This window comes from Paenibacillus xylanilyticus (assembly GCF_047246825.1).
Lineage (GTDB): Bacteria > Bacillota > Bacilli > Paenibacillales > Paenibacillaceae > Paenibacillus > Paenibacillus xylanilyticus_B.
Map to the genome: position 1 here is coordinate 3,049,595 of NZ_JBFOLB010000001.1, position 22,307 is coordinate 3,071,901.

Here is a 22,307-nt window from a genome sequence, read left to right on the forward strand (position 1 = left end):
CGGATGCACTGTACACTTCCATTCCACCCGGAAAATAAAAAGCAACCGAAGTCCCTTTTAACAGGTACTCCGGCTGCTATTTCTCCACTAACTCCGTTCATATCTCATGGGATTTTCCGATTTCAAACGCATTGGACGAATCGTTACAGCAGCCGTCTTGAAGCCTGGCATACGGCAGTACGGGTCCAGATCGGGTCTGGTCGCCCGATTGACGTTCTGAATACCACCCCAGTGCATCGGTACAAACAGCGTATCTTCCCGAATATTTTCCTTGATGCGGGCACGAACATTAAAGCTGCCATGTACAGATTGAATCTCTACCCACTCACCATCCATAATTCGATTACGAGCAGCCGTAGCCGGATGGAGTTCAACGAAATTCTCCAATTCACGGGCTTCCAGAGTTGGACTGCGGTGGGTCTGCACGCCGGTAAGATAGTGCGGAAGCACACGGCCATTGGTCAGAATCAGAGGGAATTCGCGGGATACATCTTGCCAACCTGGGCTCAATTCGCTTGTAAACGCAGCCTTGCCGTCATCATGAGCGAACCGCTCACCGAACAGCAGACCTTCCCCCGCATCTTCCAGAGAAGAGCAGGGCCAATAGATCCCTTTTTCCCTTCGCAGACGTTCATAGGTCATTCCGTAGTAATCAGCAATCCCGCCCCGGCTTGCCATTCTCAGTTCGTTAAAGATCTCCTCTGCACAACCATATTGAAAATAGGGAGCTTTGCCGAGTCCGTCAGCAATGGAGCATAGAATATCCCAATCATGGCGTGCTTCTCCCGGTGCCGGTCTGCCCTGTTCACGCAAAAGAACCCGGCCCTCCAGATTGGTCAGCGTACCTTCGTTCTCCAGATAAGCCGTGACCGGGAGTACCACATCGGCCATTTTTGCCGTTTCGGACAGAAACATATCTGCCACGACCAGAAACTCCAGCTTGCGGAGTCCCTCTTCTACCAAACGTACATTGGGATTGGATACGACCGGATTGGAGCCCATCACAAGCAGGGAACGAATCTCCTGCTCATGGACCCTTTCCATCATTTCGTAGGCGGATACGCCTTTTCCCGGCAAGCTTTCAGGCTCCACTCCCCAGACTGCTGCTACATATGCACGGTCCTGCTCATTCTCTATGGAGCGATATCCCGGCAGCTGATCCGCCTTCTGTCCATGCTCTCTTCCGCCCTGTCCGTTTCCCTGTCCAGTGATTGCGCCGTAGCCGCAGCCTGGCTTGCCGATTTTCCCGGTTGCCAATACCAAATTAAGAAAATGCCGGACAGCGAGATGTCCATCCGTTTGCTGCTCCACTCCACGTGCAGTCATTATCATGCCTGTCTCAGCCTGACCATAGGCCATTGCAGCCTGGCGGATCAGAGACAAGTCCACCCCGCATTGTACTGCGGCATCTTCCAGATCAATCTTACTCAGTGCATTCTGCAAATCCTCGTACCCATGGGTTCTGGCCCCGATAAACTGCTCGTTCACCAGTCCGGCTTCCATAATTATTTTCAGCATGATGTTCGCAAGCAGTGCATCCATTCCCGGCTTGACCTGCAAATGAAGATCAGCCATCGCTGCAGTGGCCGTCTTGCGTGGATCAATAACAATAATGTAAGCCCCGTTCTCCTTCGCCTGATTGAAATATGGCAGCAGGGTTGGCTGGCACTCCGCCACGTTGGTCCCTGCGAGCACAATACATTGAGCCCGCGGGATATCGGACAATCGAAACGTCAATCCGCGGTCCATACCGAACACTTTACTTCCGGCAGATGCGGCGGCAGACATACAGAACCGTCCATTATAATCAATGTATCGTGTGCCTAAAGCAACTCTTGCAAATTTACCAAGCAAGTAGGCCGTCTCATTGGTCAGAGAACCTCCACCATATACTCCAATTGTATCTGCTCCGTATCGATCTCGAAGGCTGGCAAAGCGTTTCGTAATCAGCTGAATGGCTTCAGGCCATGAACACGGTACCAGCTCACCATCCCGACGAATGAGTGGCTGCAGGAGTCGCTGTCCACTGAGTGCATGTTGATGCGCATTCATGCCTTTGACACACAATCTTCCCTGTGAAGCCTCATTCGGTACGCCTTCAACCGTGTACATGGCACGGCGCTCACCAGCAATTGGTCCAGCAACTTCTTCGACGGTCATTTTGCACTGCACGCTGCAATAAGGACATTGTGTCTCCCGTACATACAGCTTCGAAGCAGCCGAACCGTACTCAGCTGACGATTTCATTTCCATCCCCGCCTTTCAATCAAGTAAAAGTCACTTCGCCCACTTCTCTGCCCACCAGCTCATGCTGGAATTGTTCATCCAATAAAATCTCGCGGATCGACATGAATCCTAATCGCTCTACCCATGCCCAGAGGGGTTCATCATACCAGGCCGTCCGGCGATACCACTCCATACATGCCGAGATGAGCCGTTCCGCATCTTCTTCCATCTCGGCAAGTCCAAGGAGCCCCCCCTCCTTCACCGGATGCGCCGCATGACCACCCACGTAAATTTCCCAGCCTGCAGGAGATTGCTGCAAGCCGATATCCTGCACGATCGGGCTTACCCAGGAACCTGCTCCAGCTGACACGGCCACCCTCACGGGAGAAGGCATGTCTATACCTCTCCACCTGAGTTGAAGCTGCTCTGCCAACGATTTGAACTTCAGCTCATCCGTATGGACTTCGATACCCGTATAGGTACCCGGAAGTTTATCGTTCCACGTCACAGCCTGATCAGGCTGCTGCACATTCATCCACCTTCTGGATATCAGCACATAATAACGAAGTGCAGGTCGGCAGATGTGGCAGCCTTCTTCTGTTTTCCAGTCCAGCCTTTGCATGATCCTTTTCGTTTCATCACTCTTATTGATTTCACGTACATGATCTGCTGAAGATTCAAGCAGACAGCTATCTCCAGAGGACATCGGATCCAAGGCTTCTTTTAGCGAGTCATGACCCAGGTCCGTACAGCTGCAAACAGGCCATTCTAAGGACTTCACTGCTCCTGCTGCTGTCACCGCTCCGTTTGCATCACCGCCGTTTTTCTTGAGGTTCAGGGTATGCTTCACCAATGCTGCGACCATAGGGCGACATCCGCCGCAGGAACCGGAGGCTTTGGTATGTTCCTTGACCTGTTCTGCCGTTTGCAGCCCCTTTTCCTGAATGGCTCTCATAATCGCCACCTTGTTTACATTGTTACAGGCACATACGGTCTCCTGTTCAGGCAATGCCGCTGCAGCCATCTCTGCAGGATCCGGGCCATCTTCACGTGGAGCCAGCTCAGTAACTTCAGCCCCCCGTTGAACAAGACCCAGTAAGCTTGTGCTCTCCGTTGTATCCCCGAACAGGATCGCCCCACTTACTTTCCCATCCTTCATTAATACTTTTTTGTACGTTCCGCGAATGCCATCAAGCATCTGTACAGCCGTCTGCATTCCGTCTCCGCTAATATGGCCGGCCGAGAACACATCAACACCTGACACCTTCAGCTGGGAGTATGGAATGGAACCTCTGTACTCCGTTGTCTCCTGTCCGCACAACCAGCGTGCGAGAACCTTGCCCTGTTCATATAAGGGAGCAACAAGTCCATAACTGATTCCCCGATGTTCAGCACATTCCCCAACGGCGTACACATCCGGCACACTCGTACGCATATAGTCGTCAACCACAATAGCCCGATTGGTCCTGATTCCGCTCCGCCTGGCCACATCAACATGGGGACGAATGCCCACGGCGACAACGACAACCTGAGCTTCAAGCTTTGAACCATCCGTAAAAAGAAGTCCCTGAGCCTGTGATCGGCCAACAATTTTCTGTGTGTTTTTGGCTAATAGGAACGACATGCCCTGCGCTTCCAATTCTCGCTGAAGCATCGTTGCTGCCTGCATATCCAATTGACGATTCATAATGTAGGGTGCGTTATGCACGACTACGGCTTCCATACCCAAATGCAGCAACCCACGCGCAGCTTCCAATCCAAGCAATCCACCACCGATGACGGCTGCCTTACGATGCTCCTTGGAATAATCGGACATGCGCGTGCAGTCGTCTATGGTCCGGAAGGACATCACCCTCTCTTTGTCCACACCCGGAATGGGCGGAATAAAAGGAGCGGACCCGGTTGCCAAAATCAGAAGGTCGTAAGATTCTTTTATCCCGGATACCGTTTCAATGGTTTTGGCCTGCGTATCGATCTTGTGGACCATCTCTCCCGTACACAGCCGAATGCCATGCTGCTCATACCAGGCCCAATCGTTAATGATAATGTCCTGTAACGCATGCTCTCCCTGCAGCACTTTCGATAACATGATCCGATTGTAGTTGGGCCGCGGTTCATCTCCATAGATGACAATCTCATAGGTATCCGAAGAAAGCGCAATAATCTCTTCCACACACCTAACACCTGCCATGCCATTTCCGATAACGACCAGTTTCTTCTTACTCATGGGCTGCCCCCTGTCTCTGTTACATGTCGATTTGAAAATAAACAGAAAAATCCCTTCTCCATTTATTAGGAAAAGGGCACCGTTGCCTCCGGAATTCACACGCCTTTGTGTGAGTTCATATTAAATTCAGATTACGGCAATCCTCATTGCATGTCAATAAAATTAACACGGAAAACATGAATTTATGTTTCCGAACAATTCATTTCAAAATTTATGTTATTTTTATTGACATAAATAAATTCTCTTTTTATAATTTGAATCAAAATCACAGTGCTGTGATCAAATCAGGTGCGGGAACACAATGACGTGTCCTGCCTGTCGGCAATGAGGCCGCAAATCGTTCAACATCTGGACGAATTGCGGCCTTTTTCTGCCTAAACATGCACATAGACAGGTTAAGATTATTCTATTGGATGAGGAGCGATGCTGAATGATGGAGAGCAAAAGTTTTTGGAAGAGCGGGCATAAGCCCAGCCTCTTCGGGGCATTTCTGTATTTTGACATCAGTTTTATGATCTGGGGCATGCTTGGCCCGCTCGCGGTTGTGATTGCAATGGACTACCCGATGACCCCATTGGAAAAAGCCAATTTGGTGGCACTGCCCATCCTTGGCGGCTCCATTCTTAGACTCGTTCTTGGCTTTATGTCCGATTATATCGGTCCAAAGCTAACGGCTCAGATTGGTATGGGAGTAACGCTTGTTCCTCTATTACTGGGCTGGCTGTGGGTGGACTCGCTAAGCCAATTGTACGTGGTTGCTCTTCTGCTCGGTGTTGCCGGCGCCTCGTTTGCCGCTGCTCTTCCCCTGGCGGGACAATGGTATCCCAAGGAGCATCAGGGACTTGCCATGGGGATCGCCGGAGCAGGTAATAGCGGAACAGTGCTTGCTACTCTGTTTGCCAATCGGCTGGCTACTCATTTTGGCAGCTGGGAAGTTGTATTCGGGCTTGCCATCATTCCAATCGTGGTCGTGTTCATCCTGTTCTCCCTCTTTGCCCGTAACAGTCCCAACCGACCAGCACCGAAGAAGCTGTCTGAATACGGCACATTGCTGAAACAAAGAGATGCCTGGGTGTTCTGTGCATTTTATTGTGTGACCTTTGGCGGTTTTGTCGGGTTGTGTAACTACCTGACCATCTTTTTTAACACCCAGTATGGCCTGTCCCCCGTTCGTGCCGCCGATATCACAACCTTTTGCGTCATAGCGGGCAGCTTCTTCCGACCTGTCGGAGGTTACTTGGCAGACAAAATCGGGGGTACACGCATGCTGACATTTCTTTATACAGGTGCCTGCATCATGCTTGTAGGCGTGTCTTTCCTCCCTCCCCTTCCTGTTGTCGTTGTCATGTTATTCTTGGGCATGATGTGTCTTGGGGCCGGTAATGGTTCCGTGTTCCAGCTGGTTCCACAACGATTCGGCAATGAGATCGGTCTGATGACCGGGATTGTTGGCGCGGCTGGAGGCTTAGGCGGATATGCACTTCCGCTGATTCTGGGTCAACTGTACAGCTCCTACCAATCCTATACACCAGGATTCGTTATCCTCAGTCTTATCGCTGCCGCATCCATGCTGCTGGTACTGATTATGCAGTCCAAATGGCGCGGCCAATGGCTGAAAAAATCCTTCACAAGCAAAACGGAATCCACATCCCTCACTTCATAAACGATATGCGTGACCAACATCATAACCTGAAAAGAGAACAGCACAGCCCGTCGGCTGCTGCTGTTCTCTTTTTTTGTCAGGATGAATATTTACGAAAGACAACGACGGCATTGTGCCCGCCAAAACCAAAAGAATTGGACATGCCAACCTGCACTTCAGCCTCTCTCGCTTCATTTGGCACGTAATCCAGATCACACTCCAGGTCCTGCTGCTCCTGATTAATCGTCGGTGGAATGAGTCCATGCTGCAAACTCTGGATCAGTGAGATGGCCTCCGCTCCACCAGCAGCTCCTAACATGTGTCCTGTCATTGACTTGTTAGCCGTTACCGGAATGCGATAAGCAGCTTCACCAAAAAGTTGTTTAATCGCTCTGGTCTCCGAGAGATCTCCCGCTTCGGTACTGGTCGCATGGGCATTGATCAAATCCACCTCATGGGGCTGAAGCTTCGCATCAGCCAGCGCAGCTCTCATGGCGAGATATGCTCCGCGTCCTTCCGGATGGGTCGCAACCATATGATATGCGTCTGAACTGGCTCCATACCCAACAATCTCGGCGAGGATCTGAGCATTTCTGGCCCGTGCGTGAGCCAGTGATTCCACGACCACAATCCCTGCCCCTTCTGCCATAACAAATCCGTCCCTCCCTGCGTCAAAGGGTCGACTCGCCGTTTCATAGGTTTCATTTCTTGTCGATAATGCAGTAGCATTACCGAAGCTCGCCAGAGAAACTTCAGTGATGGCAGCTTCTGTACCTCCGGCAAAAATCACATCGGCGCCTCCGTCACGGATGAGCCGATATGCTTCCCCTATGGCAGTATTGCCAATGGAACAGGCAGTCACAGGTGAAAGGGTTGGTCCCCAGCATCCGAACTTCATGCTCACCATGGCAGCTGCCATATTGGAAATCATCATGGGCACAAGGGTTGGACTGACCCGGCCAGGTCCACGTTCTGACAGCAGCTTTCCTTGCTCCATCAGTGTTTGAATGCCGCCAATGCCGGATCCAATGTATACCCCTACTCGCTCCCTGTCCAGCTTCTCCATATCCAGACCCGAATGCACGAGGGCATCGTCAGCTGCTGCTACAGCGAATTGGCAAAATCGATCCATACGGCGTGCTTCCTTGCGTCCGAAACGCCCCTCCCCGTCAAAATCCCGGACGACACCGGCCATTTTTGTTTTATATAAAGTTGTGTCAAAAGCATCAATACGTGTTACGCCTGATTTCCCTTGCACAAGCCCGTTCCAAAATGCATCTACATCATTACCCAATGGTGAGACGATCCCCATTCCTGTAATAACAACCCGTTCTCGTTCCATATTCCAATCATCCTCCTTGGACATTTCTTGCTTGCGACTGAACTTCTGCATTTATATTGGCACGTGCAATATCCTATTACAAGTTGTCAATTATAATAGTATAATGACTACCATGATAAATGAGGTTGAGGTGGAATGAGATGAACCAAGATGTCCGGCTTCAGGCATTATCCGTATTTCTGAAAACACAACGTGCCAAAATTGCCCCGGCGGCGGTGGGATTGCCAGAAGGCACCCGGCGCAGAACACCGGGCTTGAGAAGAGAAGAAGTAGCGCAATTGGCGGGTGTAAGCACGACATGGTACACCTGGCTTGAACAGGGGAGGGATATTCAGGTATCCCATTCGGTACTCGATAACATTGCTTCCGCCCTCAAGTTGACCTCGGATGAACGAAAGTACTTGTTCTCTCTCGCCATGGAGCATTATTCAGAGCTCCATATCCGTGAGGAAGAACCTTATCAGCTTCACCCTTCTTTGCAAAAGATACTGCAGGAGCTCCAGAATTGTCCCACCATCATTTCGGACCGTCGCTGTTACATCGTTGGCTGGAACGACGCAGCCCGCCACGTCTTCATCGATTTTGAGCAGATTCCTGCCGAACAGCGAAACATGATCAGTCTATTATTTGAACGGAAGGAATTCCGAAGACTTGCGGTAAACTGGGAGGATTTTGTTCTCGGATACCTTGCGATCTTCCGTGCTTATTACGGTCAATATGTAGATGATGAATGGTACAATTTATTTCTAAACGAAATGATGGATCGATATCCGGAATTCCATTCCCTGTGGAAACAAAGCAGTGTAAGCAGCGCCCCGGATGTTCTGATCGAATTCAGACATTCCCGAGCAGGCAAAATGTTGTTCGACCTCACCTCATTACAGGTTCAGGGAAGTACAGATCTGCGATGCAGCATATATACACCTGCACAGGATACAGCAACCGAGCGGAAACTGATGCGCCTTATGGAACGGGAGAAGGAACGTCACTCCAATCCTAACGTTTAAGCATTACAACATGTATAATCAACAACAAAAAAGATCCGGGCGGGTTCCGCTCGGATCTTCTTATTGATCAGTCAGTCCTTTTGAATCAGGTACTGATCACTTTATTCACATTAATCTTTATTTAAACGCCGGAATGGCAATGTCAGCATACTTCTCTTCAAAGAACGCCTTCACTTCAGGTCCTGCCATACGTTTCGCCAGCTTCTGAATCGCTTCGGAATCCTTGTTGTCCTCACGTGCAACCAGGGTGATGGCAAAATGGGAATCATCCTTCTCCGTGAATAGTGCATCCTTCTTCGGTGTAAGTCCCAGCGGGCTTGCATACGCTGGTGTCATGGCAACCAGATCCGCATCATCCAGCATGCGGGCCAGCATCAGCAGATCTACTTCCTGGAACTTGAAGTTTTTTGGATTCTCGGTGATGTCTGATTGTGTTGCATTGAAACCGGCGCCTTCTTTCAGCTTGATCAGACCGTTCTGTTCCATCATGACCAGGGAACGTCCAATGTTGGACGGGTCGTTGGCAATAGCCACCGTTGCTCCTTCAGGCAGTTCATCGATGGATTTATACTTTTTGGAATAAGCGCCATAGATCGCGTTGTAAATCGGCTGTACAGCGACCAGATTAGCGTTATTTGCTTCGTTGAATTGGTTCATGTAAGGTACATGCTGGAAGAAGTTTGCATCCACTTCCTTATCCGCCAGTGCAGTGTTCGGTTGAACGTTATCGGAAAGAACAACTACTTCCAGATTAACCCCATCTTCTTTCAGCAAAGGTTTCACAATATCAAGCACATCTGTCATTGGCGGAATCAATGTAGCTACTTTCAAGTTGACTTCCTGTGTGGTTTGGCTGCCTTCATTGCTTCCTTCCGCAGCAGGTGTTTCGTCTTTTTTACCACACGCGGCTACAACCAGCATTACTGCCAGCAGCATAAGTACCATTTTTGCTTTCATCTGTGTTTAACCCCTTCATCATGTAATCTGTAATGTGATACTGAATTCTTCTCATCTGTAAACCCTGTGTTTCATCATGACCTCCGGTCGAGCCAGCGGGACAGTCTGCTTCCGGTAAACTGGATCATCTGTACCAGAATGATCATAACAATGATCGTAAATACCATGAGATCTGTCTCAAATCGCTGATATCCGTACCGAATGGCAAAATCACCAACGCCTCCACCGCCCACTATACCCATCACCGTGGAATAGGAGATAAAGCTGATCGTTGCTGTGGTCAGTCCCAATACGAGACCTGAACGTGCTTCCACATACAAAAATTTCACCACAAGCTGCATCGTCGATGCACCCATGGATGATGCAGCCTCAACCACACCTTTGGGCACGTCGAGCAGAGCCTGCTCCACCAATCTCGCATAATAGGCAATGGCAATGACCGACAGTGGCACGGCTGCCGCTAGCGTGCCCATCGCCGTTCCCACGATCATTCGTGTGAACGGAATCATGAATACAACGAGCAGCAAAAACGGGAACGAACGAATGATATTTACGAGGCTCCCTAAAATAGTGAACAGGGGCCGGTTCTGATACCGCTGCCCTCTTCTGAACAGATACAGCAGGGTGCCTAGCGGAAGGCCGATCAGAACAGCTGCCGCGATCGAGATTCCAACCATGACAAAGGTCTCTCCGATGGCCTGCCATATTTCATGCTGATATTTCAACACGGATTCAGGTATCATCATTCATTGCCCTCCACTCCCGCCGTCGCCGCTTCTTCACCAGTGAGCAGGGATGTCAGCAAATCGGGCTGTGGTGCGGGAATGCTGCGAACTTCGGCTTCTGTCAGCGTCCGGACAATACGTCCTTCCTTCATAACAGAAATCCGGTGGCAGAGTCTTCGCGCAACCTCCATCTCATGTGTAACCAGCACAATAGTTACGCCCAGCGTCTCATTGACGTGACGCAGCACGTCCAGAATACCATTCGTCGTCTGTGGGTCGAGCGAAGATGTCGGTTCATCGCAGAGCAGTACATCGGGCCGGCTCGCAAGAGCCCTTGCGATCGCCACACGCTGCTTCTGTCCGCCACTTAACTGGGCAGGATATTGCTTCGCCTTATCCTCTAAACCCACAAACTTCAGCACCTCAAGTCCACGTTCTTCCCGTTCTCTCCGGGATACACCCGCCAGTTCAAGAGGCATGCACACATTGCCGCTAACCGTCCGGTTGCTCACCAGATTGAAATGCTGAAAGATCATGCCAATGGATCGGCGCGCCTGACGAAGACTGCGTTCGTTCATTCGTGTCAGGTGCTGTCCACCAACGGTTACTTCACCCGTATCCGGTTTTTCGAGCCCATTAAACATGCGAAGAAGCGTAGATTTCCCTGCACCACTGGAGCCGATGATACCGTGAATCTCCCCCTGTCCCACTTCAAGCGAGACAGAGCTTAACGCCTCGAATCCCTGATCGGCCCGGGACCCGCGTTCGTTATAACGCTTGCTTACGCCATATAATGAAATCATGGAGAATCCTCCTGCGATTAATCGTGCATGGTTCTTCGAGAACACATGAAAGAAAGCCCGCACAGCCGATAACCGGAGCGCGAGCAATCCTGTTCATTTATAATAATGCAACATTCGTTGTGAGACAAGCCTTAACGAGAGATATCTGTGTTTAATTCCTCTGCATTATATAAGCTAAATCGTCCGTTCGACGAACCGATGTATACTTCATCCCCTACCCGATTCATGGTTCCATTCTTGGCGTCCCTGTCCCGGTGTTCCGGTGATCCCATGACTACGTCATGCACGCGACCAATGAGCGTACCATCCTCTTTGTTCATGACCAGCAGGTCCTCACCCATGGGTAACAGCAGTTGATCGTCAATCAACAGGTAACTTCCCTGGTTAGTGGGGTACTTCAAGGAGGAGATGGTGTTTTGTGCATCCCAGCGCGTCTCCCCTGTATGATAATCCAGCGCAGCCGGGTAACCGTTTTTGATCACAAATAATTGATCACCTTCCACTAGTCCCCGTTCAACTTTATCGTTCAATGTCCACCTTTTTTTGTTGTTCTTGGCATCATACAGTGTAGTTGTAAAATCGAAATAGTCTCCATAGTGATCGCCTTTCTTGTTCTCCCGGATCAGCAGCATACCATCATTCAACACTTCGAAACGCTGCCCGTTCCTGGCCGGAAAGTGAGCGAGCTTCTTGCCTGAAGTCAGATCGACTAACACCCACTGATCCCCGAGCAGCATCCAACGTTCAGACAGTGCCTCCGTGAACGGATCAAGACGGGTTATTCCGTCGAAATACGGATCATTCTCGATATAATCCACAGTGGGTTTCCCTACCTTGATGCTCCATACCGTCCGACCTGAAAGCCGGTCGGCTGCAACCAGCTGATTTTTCTCCCAGTACATGACATACGGGTCATCTGCCGTCTGATTGAACAATTGGTATCCGGCACTCAGCTTTCGTGTCCATAGTGTTTTACCATTAGAGCTGTTAAGCACCGTTATTCGTCCCTGACTGGAGCCTTCCTTAACCGGACTATCCACTACCACGACATTCTTCGCAGCTGTAATCCCACGAAGTGACAGTTTGGAGCCCGGCTTGTACTCCCATATCACTTTCCCATCCGATAGTTTAATGTGACGTATGCGGTCCTTGTATTCCTTATCTCCCGGAGCATAAGACGTATAGAGGGTTACACCCTCGCGCTTGGTATCCGTATATGCTTGGAGTGCCCCGAATCCTGCGTGTATTTCCCACAAATTTTTCCCGGTACTCCGATCAAGGGCGTACACGGATTTATCATAATGCATGCCGCTAAATCCGCCGTCGTCTCCTTTCATCAGAAGCACATCCTCTGTTGCTGCTTGCAGAAAGGGATAATTCAATTCTCCCTGATTGGTCCATGTTGGTTTCCAGGGAAAAGTTGAAGGCAGCGTTTTGCCGAGAATTTTGGTTGTGAATTGATAGTCGTCAGAACGGCTGAAATGCCAATCGGAAGGTACGACATTGTTTCGATCATCCAGCGTTAGGTTCCAGCGTGTTTGCATCAGTCTGCCAGCCTTGTTGAATGTCACCAGAAACTGTGCATCTTCCCGTTCATATCGCCAGGTCTGTCCAATGCTCATGGAATAATTGGTTTCATTCAGATTCTGGGAATTCTCTTTCCAATCCGGTTCGCCAAGCCATTGTGCGACTTGTTTGGAGGTTGTGGTTTTGCTGAGCATAATATCCGTCAGATGACGCACATCTGTTGTAGACATGGAAGCTTGATCCCCAAACCAGGCGTCAGCTACATGGGCACGCTGCTGTACATCTTTCGCCTTAACCCAGAGTATTGCCGGACGATATACATTCGACTCTTTGTTCCAGATATGCGGAGCAATCGATATTCCATACCAGTCCTTCGTCTTTGCAACGATTAGGGCATGATCCGTTAGAACATCATCAGAAGCCCAGCTTGTCTGGCTCCCAGGATACAGATACAACTTACTGCCTGCTCGGAGTGTAAAATTTTGCGGAGTGGACCTTTTCAGGGTTTTGCTCTCTTTGGATGCATACCATGCAGGTACCCAGTGATCCCCTCGACTGTCATCCTTGAACCTGAGCCATTCTCCCCGAACAGTGTGCACTTTTATTTTTTCTTCACTGGACGTATAGTACTGTATTCTCATCAGATCAACGGGAACGCTATTATCAACCGTTTGGGCATACAAAGGCAGGCCTTTCCCCAATGTTACGGTTTCCCCAACTTTATAGGTTACTTGTGCCGCTAAGGCTTGAGTAACTGAGCCTGAGGCCTTCCCTTCACCTGCGGATACGTTTAAATCTAGCACCAAGTATCCCGTAACCATCAGAGCGGCTACGCCGGTCATGCTAATCCATTGGTAACCCCTCTTGCGCCAGTTCCCGCCTGTCTTCACGTCTGTTCACTCCATCCGTTTGAAGTTATTTCCATTAAAGACGGTTTGAAGAAGAAAAAGTTACTACCTCTGCGAAAAATATCTCCTGTCCACTATCACCTAACATCCAACATTGCCGGGTAATAAGGGAAGGCCCAGCCTAACGTATAAGCTATGGTAAGAAACGCGATAAAATATAATACAAACCATAGATCCGCCCGGGAATACCCGATCCGGATGTAATACGTCCGGCTTGCGCCATCTGCGAACCCTTTTGCCTCCATGGCAATTGCCATCCGCTCTGCCCGCCGAATGCTCTGCGCGAGCAGGGGAATGGCATAACGCTTCAATGTTCCGTATACGTTCCAGTGCGAGACACGCTGCTGCGTGCCGCGAATACGGATCGCATAACGCAGCGTCTGGAACTCATCCAGCAAGATCGGAATCATGCGCATTGCGGCCAGAAAGCTATAGGCATACTTGGGTGGAAGCCGCCATTGCTGCATGAGGGAGTAGAATAAACGAACCGGGCGGGTAGTTAGACCAAACAATAGCCCCGCAGCCGCCATACTCAGAGATCGAAATCCCAGGTGCAGTCCACGATAGAAGCTCTCTTCCGTGATATGTATCAATCCAAATTCATACCATGTTGTCTTACCTTTACCAAACATCATCATGCCTGTAGAGGTGGAGATAAATATCAATATAAACGGCGATGCATACAGGAGCAATCGGTACCAAGGGTGACCCGTCCAGCATAGTAACAGAAGCATCACAACAGCTACATTAACCATAACGTTCAGATTGTGAATGAGGATAACCAAGACAAACATCAGTGTCAGAAAAATAACTTTAAGGCCCGGGTTCACGGCGTGCAGCCAGGTTTCACGGTGAGGAAACGACAGCTGCATGCGCAACCCTCCCCTCGTTTACAGTCCACACTTTAGTACAATATCTGTTTACGATCTCCTGATCATGTGTAACCATGACAATGGCCGTCCCCTCACGTCGCAGACGCTCCAGCTGCCCCAGCATGGCAAACGTATTGCGTGCATCCTGCCCGAATGTGGGCTCATCCAGCAGCAATATCCGCTGTTTCCGAACCATAGCAGAGGCTACGCTCAGACGGCGTTTCTGTCCCATCGACAATTGATACGGATGCCGCCCGGATAGCTCTCCCAGTCCAAATTGCTCCAGCATATCCTGGGTCCGAGCACGCCGCTCTTCCGAAGTAAACTCTCCGCCGAGCAATGAAAATTCCACCTCATCAAAAACCGAATTCGTAACAAACTGAAACTCCGGATTCTGAAACACGAATGCGATGCGGTCAGCCAGCTCTCTGGTCTTGCCTGGGTGCTGTCCCTCCACACGGTAATGACCCGTCATTTTCAGGATATTCATCAGGGAAAGCAATAATGAACTTTTTCCGGCGCCATTGGCTCCAACGATCCCTACCCAATCTCCGTGAAACACTTCAGCCCGATCGATCTGTACAACCGGGCTCTTCCCGCGCCATCCGGTGAATTGCTTCAATTCCAGTGCAGGCTGGAGCGAACCAGGTGCCTTGGAATCATCCTTCTCGGCATCCGCACGAACGAAGGGCGGATATGTGAGATCCTTTTCAGAAATAGGTGTCTTTTCTTCCATCCTACCAGCTCCACGTTCTTCCCAGACACCCGGATACCAAATGCCGTACTCTCTGAGCATATTCCGTTCATTGGCAAACACTTGATTCGCCGGACCATCCGCCACAATCTTCCCCTCGGGCGACAGTACGATGATTCGGTCAACCACATCCACAACCTCACTAATCTTATGTTCCACGATAATGAGCGTCTTGTTCCGTGCGATCTGCTTCACCGTATCCCATACCTGAGTTGTTCCTTCATCATCCAGCAGTGCCGTTGGTTCATCCAGAAACAGAACATCCGGCTCCATGGCAAGGATCGAGGCGATGGCAAGGCGCTGTTTCATACCCTGGGACATGGATTGAATCAATACACGATGATGTTCAAAAGAAAGCCCTACCTGCTCCAGAACATGCTGGATTAGTCCCGGCATCTGTTCCCGTGGGATATTCTGGTTTTCGAGTACAAAGGCAATCTCTTCATCCGTATAGGACATGCAGAACTGGGTATCCGGGTCCTGAAAGACAATACCCGACTGGGTTGGTACCTGGATCTCATCACATTTCATCGGTATCTCTACAGACCGCGGAATGAGGCCGCTCAAAATTTGCAGCAGCGTTGACTTGCCTGAGCCGCTTGGCCCGAGCAGCAGCACTTTTTCCCCTTTACGCACAGAGAGAGACAAGCCCTGGAATACCAGGTCCTGCTCTCCCGGGAACTTGCATCTAAGATTGGTGACACCTACCGCCTGCGAATTCCCTTCTCCGTTCATTTAGTCCAATGCCTCATAATCCTGCTTGGAGACAGGTCTCAAAGACCGAGTGACGCCTGTGAGTTCCAGTGCTTTGGCAAGATAATAAGCAAACACACCGGCAATCAGGATGCTTCCAATGAAGCGGAAACCGATAAACAGCGTATAGTTCCACGCGGAGAGTGAATCAATATAACCGTATTGATAGTCCAGCAAAAGAGAGGCTGCTGCTGCCCCGATGGCGGCAAGACAGGTAACGAACAGGTTCGTTTTCCGGTACAAAAACGCGGCGAAGAAGATTTCTGCTCCAAGGCCTTGCAGCAGACCGTACACCAAAGTAGACATCCCCCATTCACTTCCTAGAAAAGCACTCACGGTTGAAGCCGCGACTTCAGCCAGAATGGCCACCCCAGGTTTGCGAATGATGATATAGGCGAACGTGCCCGCCATAAACCACATGCCATAAATCATCTGTTCCGCGTGAACGCCGAAAGGCTTCATCAGATCATACGTCGGTCCCCATATTTTGTAGATGACTCCGAATACAACCGCGATTACAATGGTCACCAAAATATCGGTTAATTTTAATTTGTTGCTGCGTACTGCTGTTGACATGTTCTCTACTTCCTTCCTCTGTTCCCCTCGGGTTATAGAATGAAAACAAAAAAGCCTCCCCGGTTCCGGGCAGACCATACGTATAGTGTACAATCATCACGATTCGAGCCATGCAGAATAAGATCGAAGCGGGTCCTTTCACCAGCAAGCATACTCCCGCTCGCAATCAGAGATGATCCGTTCCAATTTTTCATACAAGATACTCATCATGAATCCATGTTCTCTACGCTGGCATTACCCAGATCAGATATACGGTCAGCGGCACAAGGCCGCAATCTCAGCCCAACTTCATTGAGCTCCCGGTTCACTTTATTTCATTGCTACTAATGTACACCACATGGGTATTTGTGGCAATAACATATAAGTTAGACAAGGTTTCACACTGAAAAAATCAGTTTAAAGAAAAGATGCCAATTCCATTAATATGAAACATTTAGGAGATATTGGTCGTCTATATACGGGAAAGGGGATTGATGATATGAATACATTCAACACAACTTGGCAGCAAAAAAAGTGGAAATTGATCCTTGCCGCTTCGATCGTTACCGCAGGTACGGCACCTGCACTGCTGTCATCCACTGTAGTGGAAGCGGCAGCGGTACACCAGCCAGCAGCTTATATTAACAATGTTCCTGCTGAATATGATGTGGTTATCCGCCAGGGGGTTACTTATGTTGCGCTCACTGAACTGAAGTTTCTGGGTGACTATACTTTCGGATATAACAACCAAACGAAACAAATTAGCATCCGTACAGAAAATGACAATTATGTGCTCTTCCCAAACAGTAAAAACATAAAGAAAAACGGACAGGCTGCAACGCTGTCATCTGCTCCGATTCTGGTAAATGGAAAAGCGATGCTTCCACTTCGTGCAATCAGTAAAGCCTTCGGTGCACAGGTTCGATGGAACCAGGCCGCCAAGGAAGCTTATATATATACGCCAAGTGAATCGGTGACCCGGGATTACGGCAGTTCAGATCTGACCATTGCACGTGAAGCTGCACTCAGTCTTCCGCGTTTTTCGGAATTAAAACAGACACGCCTTGAAATCCGTAATCCACTGGGTCCTGTCGACTCCTCTATGACTTACATTTTTGAAAAAGGACAGAAGGACCGCTTTTTTGTCATAGAAGATAATGATCTGATCAGTTATTACGAAATTAAAAATGGAGCCGCCCTGCTGAAATGGCAGGCAAACGTGGGAAGTGCTGCCGGAACAATTGGAGATCTGTTCTTTATCAAAACCAAAGCTGTAGCTGAAGCAGGGAAGCGACCATCCGTAGCTGGTCAAACTCTCGTATCGTTCCAATACTCTCGCATGCTCGAAGAGACTTCCTATGAGGTCATGAATAAGTCTGGCTCCATTGATTCGGGTTCCACTGCACCGCAAAAAGACAAAATCATCGTTGCCGTTCCAGAAGAAAACTAACTACTACTGAGAAATCTCAGAGACATGCAACTTTTTTCAAAATCTTTTCATCCCATCCTGTGGGTAGGACAAAAAGGCATCCTTGGGGGTGCCTTTTTGCTACTTTTACAAAGAGGAAGTCTGAACAAGAGCCAACTGTATCCTCTTTACCTCCTGTTGACATGCTATCCTCAATATTGCGTATTCCCCGATTGGCTTGTTTTGCCTGAAGCAAATCCCTTGAACAGCGTAGGCACTTTGGAGTAACGGGTATTCGTAATTTTGCCCACTGTAGAACTGCTGTCTGTGCGCAAAATGGAATCTTTTACATTGGAGATGTTTGAGCTGTCCACGTTCATCGTTACCGCGTAGGAGGTTCCCCCATTTTGGCGTACCAGCTTGCCGATATCATCAGCTCGGAAGTTTTTAATGTTAATGGTCCCCGACGCATTCATTTGAAATACCTTGTCGTAGGCTTTGTACGCTGCCCCGCCTGTAATATTGACAGTCCCCGCAGATTTAAGCGTAAATGCATCTTCACCAACATCATTCCAGGTCACATTCTGAATATTACAGTTGCCATAACAATGCACACCATCGGCTGCCGGTGCTTCGATGACTACATTTTTCAGTGTAGCCCCTGCCTCCAGCCGGAAAATGGGCTTCTGGTTCTCGGCCTGACTACCATCTCCCAATGTGTTCGGATCTGCGGCTACACTTTTTCCTTTACCATCATAAGTCTCGCCCTTCTTGACGATAATCGTTGTCTTTACAATTTCGGGAGCAGCAGACACGGGTAATGCACCAAATACGGAAGCGACCAGACCTGCGGACAACAGCAACGTTAACATTTTTTTCATGCGTAAATCCTCCCTTATTCAGATGAATTGGTGTTCAATCCAGCTTGTCTTCCCGGAACCCCAGAGGTGCACCTCTGCCCTGGAACCTATCCTGATCCTACCAAAAAAGGAGTGTAACGATAATAATCATTAGATTAGGTGTATCCATTGCGGCTTGCTGTCTGCTGTCTCGGCATTCTCAGCTAACCGCCTCTACATGAGATGTGCTGATCTCAACTTCGGGTGTGCTCTATTTACAGCCTTCAACCCGAAAAAATTGCACTGAAAATAAAAAAAAGATCATGTTATCTGTCTCCAGACAACATGATCTCGGGTAAGGTCAAAAGACCATCCAACTTTAACTAAGCTCCAAACCGCTGGCGATAGCCGCATTTCCGGCAAAGTTCCTCTACGGCTTCACGCTTGGAGAAACCATAAACCAGATTGTTCGCCCGCTCGCCTTCGACAATCTCCGAGAATGACTTCTCATGGACGTTACCGAGATTAATGACACCTTCCCCATCGAGGCAGCACGGAACAACCGTTCCATCCACCAGTACGGCAGCCTGATTGCGCAGCGCATGGCAGAAGCCTTTGCCATCATCCTCCGGTGCATCCAGACTTGGCCACTGGAACTCGTGGTCCTGATTGAGATAGACATTCGGCGCAATTTTGACGCCGCTGCCTGGAACCACCTTTTCCTCAATGCGGAAATCCAGGTTGAACTCGCGCTCCAGTACCTCCAGGGTTTCCCGGTTGCGATTCATCTGGGCATTCGTAAAATTATCCTGCGTCAGGTTCCAGAGTCGGAACGAGATAATTACATTGTGTTTCACAGCTTCCCGGGCAAAGGACAAAATGTTGCTCAAGTACCCCTCACGGTCCGTTGACCCTTCGTGCCCATCGAAGCTGTGCAGCGAAAAGTTCATTTGCCGCAAGGCCGGTTTGCCAAGCAGCTTGTGCTGGGTCTTGGGCAGCAGCGTACCGTTCGTTGTAATGTTAACTTTGAATCCCTTCTCGTGCGCGGAATCCAGTAACAGATCAATTTTGGGATGAAGTAACGGCTCCCCTTTGACATGCAAATAAATATGTTTGGTATGTGGTTTAATCTGATCCAATATATTGTTGAAGACTTCAGGATCAATGAATCCTTTGGCACGTTTGGTCTGTGGACAGAAGCTGCATGCCAGGTTACATATGCTTGTAATTTCAATATATACTTTTTTGAACGTTTTCAACTCGGGGTCCCCATTCTGCTTAGGAGGGAGAACAGTCCCACCCTCATTTGTAATCCGGCTCATATGCGCCTTTACCATTATATCGGGTTAGGAAGCCAAGGTAAATCGACCAGCCTGTTAATTTCCTTTTCTCCTCGAATCCATTAATTACGTTCACCTATAGATTCTTTCAATCGAAGTATAGGATGTATTGATTGTCCGGGTTATTGTGGTTGCCGAAACGCAATGCTAGAATCTAAACAATTTAAAACCAAGTTAAAACGTAAGAATAATAAGCTATGAGGAGAGTGTATTCATGATTACTGTTAAGGCACCTGCAGTATATGTACACGAAGCTAACATTCTTGAGCAAAGTGGTCCACGGATTGCACAGCTTGGGCAGCATGTTCTGATCATCGCCGGTGAGTCTGCATTAAAAGCCGTAAAGCCTTACCTTCTTCCTTCACTGGAGGAGCATAAGATCAAGTTCCATGTGCAATTGTTTTACGGTGAGGTTACGATAGGCCAGATTGATACTTTTACGCAGCAAGCTTTCGATCTGGATGTTGATCTGATTATCGGCGTCGGTGGTGGTAAAGTGCTCGATCTGTCCAAAGCGGTGGCCGAGCAAGCCCAATTGCCCATTGTAACGGTCCCAACGATTGCTGCAACCTGCGCTGCCTGGTCTGCCTTAACCGTGCTCTATGATGAACAGGGCCAATCTGCAGGATATCGTCCGCTGCGCCGTTCGCCTAATCTTGTTCTGGCTGATCCTCATATTCTGGCGAGTGCACCAAGACGGTATTTGGCCGCTGGGATCGGTGACACACTCGTAAAATGGCATGAGTTCGCCGTTAATCTAAGTGGCAACGCCACCAGCCTCACTCTCCGAAACAGTGTCAGCACTGCCAAGCTTGCACTCGATATTCTCGAAGCGCACGCCATCGATGTCTATGAATCCACTGATACAACCGGTAGTACACCTCAATTCCGTGATGTTGCCGACGCCATTATTGTGCTCGCAGGCCTTGTAGGCAGCATTAGCGATGGATCACTTCATGCCGCAATTGCTCATGGGCTACATGATAGCCTCACCAAATTACCCGAAACACACGCTTCACTGCATGGAGAAAAGGTAGCCTTTGGACTTTTCACCCAGTGGATCCTTGAAGGTAAAGCAGGGGATGAGCTTCAGGAGCTGACCACTCTGTTACATAAGCTGAATCTGCCTATCACTCTTGCCCAACTCGGCATACAACAACAGCCTCAGGAAGCTGCTGCGCACATTGCAGCAGGACTACAGCTGCGGGAAGGCAGTGCGGCACATCTCTCCTTCGGAGTTAGCACGGCGCAGGTAACCGAAGCCATCCTTCAGGCAGACCGCATCGGCCAAACATTCATAGAATCCAGTCAGTCTAGTGAAAGCAGTACATACACCAAGGAGGTTTCCTCCCTATGATCCGTCCAAACCGCCAGTATACTCTTCCCTTAACTGCCTTTCTGAGCGCGCTTCTGTTGTTGCTGATTTCCGGCTGCTCTGCCGGAACTGATAATCAGGCCGCCGGTACAGGCACAAAACCGACAGTAGCATCAGCTGCTTCGAATAAAGACGTTACTATTCGGGTTGGTCAGACCGGATGGGGCAATCTCGAATTGGGGCTAAAAGCCGCCGGACTCGATGACACCCCCTATAAAGTCACTTATAACGTATTTCAGGGAGGTAACCTGATCCTCGAAGCGATGGCTCCAAATCAATTGGACTTTGGTGTGACCAGTGAAATTCCGCCCATTTTTGCATCTCAGGCTGCCAATGGTGGAAACTTCAAAATTATTGCGGTACAACAAGGCAGCACCTTAAATCAGGAGGTCGTTGTTCCCAAAGGTTCTTCTATCAAATCAGTTGCTGACCTGAAAGGCAAGAAAGTTGCTTTCGTAAAAAATACAACAGCCCACTATTTCCTGCTCAAAATGCTGGAGGAAGCCGGACTAACCTGGAGTGACATCAGTCCGGTCGAACTTTCAACAGCCGACGGACTCAGCGCCCTGATTAGCGGGAAAGTGGATGCCCTTGCCAGTTACGGCAATGCCATCATCTCCGCACATCAGAATGAAGCAACAACGCTCGCCAGCGCCAAAGATATCCTGTCAGGCAGCTTCCTTGTAGCCGCGTCCGATCAGGCTATTGCAAATGCGGAACAGAAAGAGGCCCTAGCCGATTATCTGGAGCGAATCAACAAATTCAATGATTGGGCTCGTGCCAATAAGGATGCGTGGGCTCAAATTACAGCAGATAATACCCACCAGCCGGTGGAACAAGCCCTTAAGACCTACACGGATGGAGAAGCACAACGCCCATCACGTATTGTTGCCATTTCTGATGAGGCCATCAAGTCCGAACAGGACGTAGCAGATACGTTTCAGCAAGCGGGAATTTTTGGGCAGGCAGTCGATGTGAGCACATTCTGGAGTGATGCACTTCAAGATCAACTTCCAGCTCCAGGTAGTCAATAACGAAGGAAGCAAG

17 protein-coding genes and 1 riboswitch are annotated in these 22,307 nt (G+C 49.4%); of the genes, 5 read left to right on the top strand and 12 right to left on the bottom strand.

Annotated elements, in window-relative coordinates; genetic code table 11:
- Nucleotides 1-87: 87 nt before the first annotated feature.
- Nucleotides 88-2,247 carry an assimilatory nitrate reductase catalytic subunit NasC gene (gene nasC / locus AB3N00_RS13590; RefSeq protein ID WP_413034994.1) on the bottom strand — a complete coding sequence of 720 codons (2,160 nt, stop codon included), beginning with the start codon at nucleotides 2,245-2,247 and terminating at the stop codon, nucleotides 88-90.
- 19 nt (nucleotides 2,248-2,266) lie between these two features.
- Nucleotides 2,267-4,453: an FAD-dependent oxidoreductase gene (locus tag AB3N00_RS13595; protein WP_413034995.1), complete on the bottom strand. Its 2,187-nt coding sequence runs from the start codon at nucleotides 4,451-4,453 to the stop codon at nucleotides 2,267-2,269.
- A gap of 433 nt (nucleotides 4,454-4,886) precedes the next feature.
- Between AB3N00_RS13595 and AB3N00_RS13600 the strand changes: the two genes are divergently transcribed.
- On the top strand, nucleotides 4,887-6,116 hold the full coding sequence (locus tag AB3N00_RS13600) for a nitrate/nitrite transporter (RefSeq protein WP_413035277.1): 1,230 nt from the start codon (nucleotides 4,887-4,889) through the stop codon (nucleotides 6,114-6,116).
- A gap of 76 nt (nucleotides 6,117-6,192) precedes the next feature.
- On the opposite strand, the gene fabF is transcribed toward AB3N00_RS13600, so the two are convergent.
- The gene (gene fabF, locus AB3N00_RS13605; RefSeq protein WP_413034996.1) at nucleotides 6,193-7,488 is read right to left on the bottom strand and encodes a beta-ketoacyl-ACP synthase II; all 1,296 of its coding nucleotides are present in this window, start codon (nucleotides 7,486-7,488) and stop codon (nucleotides 6,193-6,195) included.
- Nucleotides 7,489-7,577: 89 nt separating this feature from the next.
- Between fabF and AB3N00_RS13610 the strand changes: the two genes are divergently transcribed.
- Nucleotides 7,578-8,444, top strand: a complete 867-nt coding sequence (locus AB3N00_RS13610) for a helix-turn-helix transcriptional regulator (protein ID WP_413034997.1) — start codon at nucleotides 7,578-7,580, stop codon at nucleotides 8,442-8,444.
- A gap of 117 nt (nucleotides 8,445-8,561) precedes the next feature.
- Here the strand turns inward: AB3N00_RS13610 and AB3N00_RS13615 are convergent, their stop codons facing one another.
- The 7 genes from AB3N00_RS13615 to AB3N00_RS13645 all read right to left on the bottom strand — a co-directional run bounded on the left by AB3N00_RS13615 (nucleotide 8,562) and on the right by AB3N00_RS13645 (nucleotide 16,319).
- Nucleotides 8,562-9,401: a MetQ/NlpA family ABC transporter substrate-binding protein gene (locus AB3N00_RS13615; protein WP_413034998.1), complete on the bottom strand. Its 840-nt coding sequence runs from the start codon at nucleotides 9,399-9,401 to the stop codon at nucleotides 8,562-8,564.
- A gap of 74 nt (nucleotides 9,402-9,475) precedes the next feature.
- Nucleotides 9,476-10,147: a methionine ABC transporter permease gene (locus AB3N00_RS13620; RefSeq protein WP_413034999.1), complete on the bottom strand. Its 672-nt coding sequence runs from the start codon at nucleotides 10,145-10,147 to the stop codon at nucleotides 9,476-9,478.
- Nucleotides 10,144-10,929, bottom strand: a complete 786-nt coding sequence (locus tag AB3N00_RS13625) for a methionine ABC transporter ATP-binding protein (protein ID WP_413035000.1) — start codon at nucleotides 10,927-10,929, stop codon at nucleotides 10,144-10,146. Before AB3N00_RS13625 ends, AB3N00_RS13620 begins: the two co-directional genes overlap by 4 nt.
- A gap of 131 nt (nucleotides 10,930-11,060) precedes the next feature.
- Nucleotides 11,061-13,346 (bottom strand): PQQ-binding-like beta-propeller repeat protein, encoded by a 2,286-nt coding sequence (locus AB3N00_RS13630; protein ID WP_413035001.1) that lies wholly within the window; start codon nucleotides 13,344-13,346, stop codon nucleotides 11,061-11,063.
- Between the two features lie 95 nt (nucleotides 13,347-13,441).
- Nucleotides 13,442-14,236 carry an energy-coupling factor transporter transmembrane component T family protein gene (locus tag AB3N00_RS13635; protein WP_413035002.1) on the bottom strand — a complete coding sequence of 265 codons (795 nt, stop codon included), beginning with the start codon at nucleotides 14,234-14,236 and terminating at the stop codon, nucleotides 13,442-13,444.
- Nucleotides 14,211-15,725 (bottom strand): ABC transporter ATP-binding protein, encoded by a 1,515-nt coding sequence (locus tag AB3N00_RS13640; protein ID WP_413035003.1) that lies wholly within the window; start codon nucleotides 15,723-15,725, stop codon nucleotides 14,211-14,213. Before AB3N00_RS13640 ends, AB3N00_RS13635 begins: the two co-directional genes overlap by 26 nt.
- Nucleotides 15,726-16,319: an ECF transporter S component gene (locus AB3N00_RS13645; protein ID WP_175397727.1), complete on the bottom strand. Its 594-nt coding sequence runs from the start codon at nucleotides 16,317-16,319 to the stop codon at nucleotides 15,726-15,728.
- Nucleotides 16,320-16,523: 204 nt separating this feature from the next.
- A riboswitch (TPP riboswitch) is annotated at nucleotides 16,524-16,632 on the bottom strand.
- A gap of 165 nt (nucleotides 16,633-16,797) precedes the next feature.
- Between AB3N00_RS13645 and AB3N00_RS13650 the strand changes: the two genes are divergently transcribed.
- A complete protein-coding gene (locus AB3N00_RS13650; RefSeq protein ID WP_413035004.1) occupies nucleotides 16,798-17,748 on the top strand; it encodes a copper amine oxidase N-terminal domain-containing protein in 951 nt (316 codons plus the stop codon).
- 170 nt (nucleotides 17,749-17,918) lie between these two features.
- Here the strand turns inward: AB3N00_RS13650 and AB3N00_RS13655 are convergent, their stop codons facing one another.
- Nucleotides 17,919-18,587, bottom strand: coding sequence for a pectate lyase (locus AB3N00_RS13655; RefSeq protein WP_413035005.1), 669 nt, complete (start codon nucleotides 18,585-18,587; stop codon nucleotides 17,919-17,921).
- A 341-nt stretch (nucleotides 18,588-18,928) separates the two neighbouring features.
- A complete protein-coding gene (locus AB3N00_RS13660) occupies nucleotides 18,929-19,804 on the bottom strand; it encodes a radical SAM/SPASM domain-containing protein (RefSeq protein WP_413035278.1) in 876 nt (291 codons plus the stop codon).
- Nucleotides 19,805-20,099: 295 nt separating this feature from the next.
- On the opposite strand from AB3N00_RS13660, the gene AB3N00_RS13665 reads away from it, so the two are divergent.
- Together AB3N00_RS13665 and AB3N00_RS13670 are read left to right on the top strand one after the other, a co-directional pair.
- Nucleotides 20,100-21,242: an iron-containing alcohol dehydrogenase family protein gene (locus AB3N00_RS13665; RefSeq protein WP_127538419.1), complete on the top strand. Its 1,143-nt coding sequence runs from the start codon at nucleotides 20,100-20,102 to the stop codon at nucleotides 21,240-21,242.
- The gene (locus AB3N00_RS13670) at nucleotides 21,239-22,294 is read left to right on the top strand and encodes an ABC transporter substrate-binding protein (RefSeq protein ID WP_413035006.1); all 1,056 of its coding nucleotides are present in this window, start codon (nucleotides 21,239-21,241) and stop codon (nucleotides 22,292-22,294) included. Before AB3N00_RS13665 ends, AB3N00_RS13670 begins: the two co-directional genes overlap by 4 nt.
- Nucleotides 22,295-22,307 lie beyond the last annotated feature (13 nt).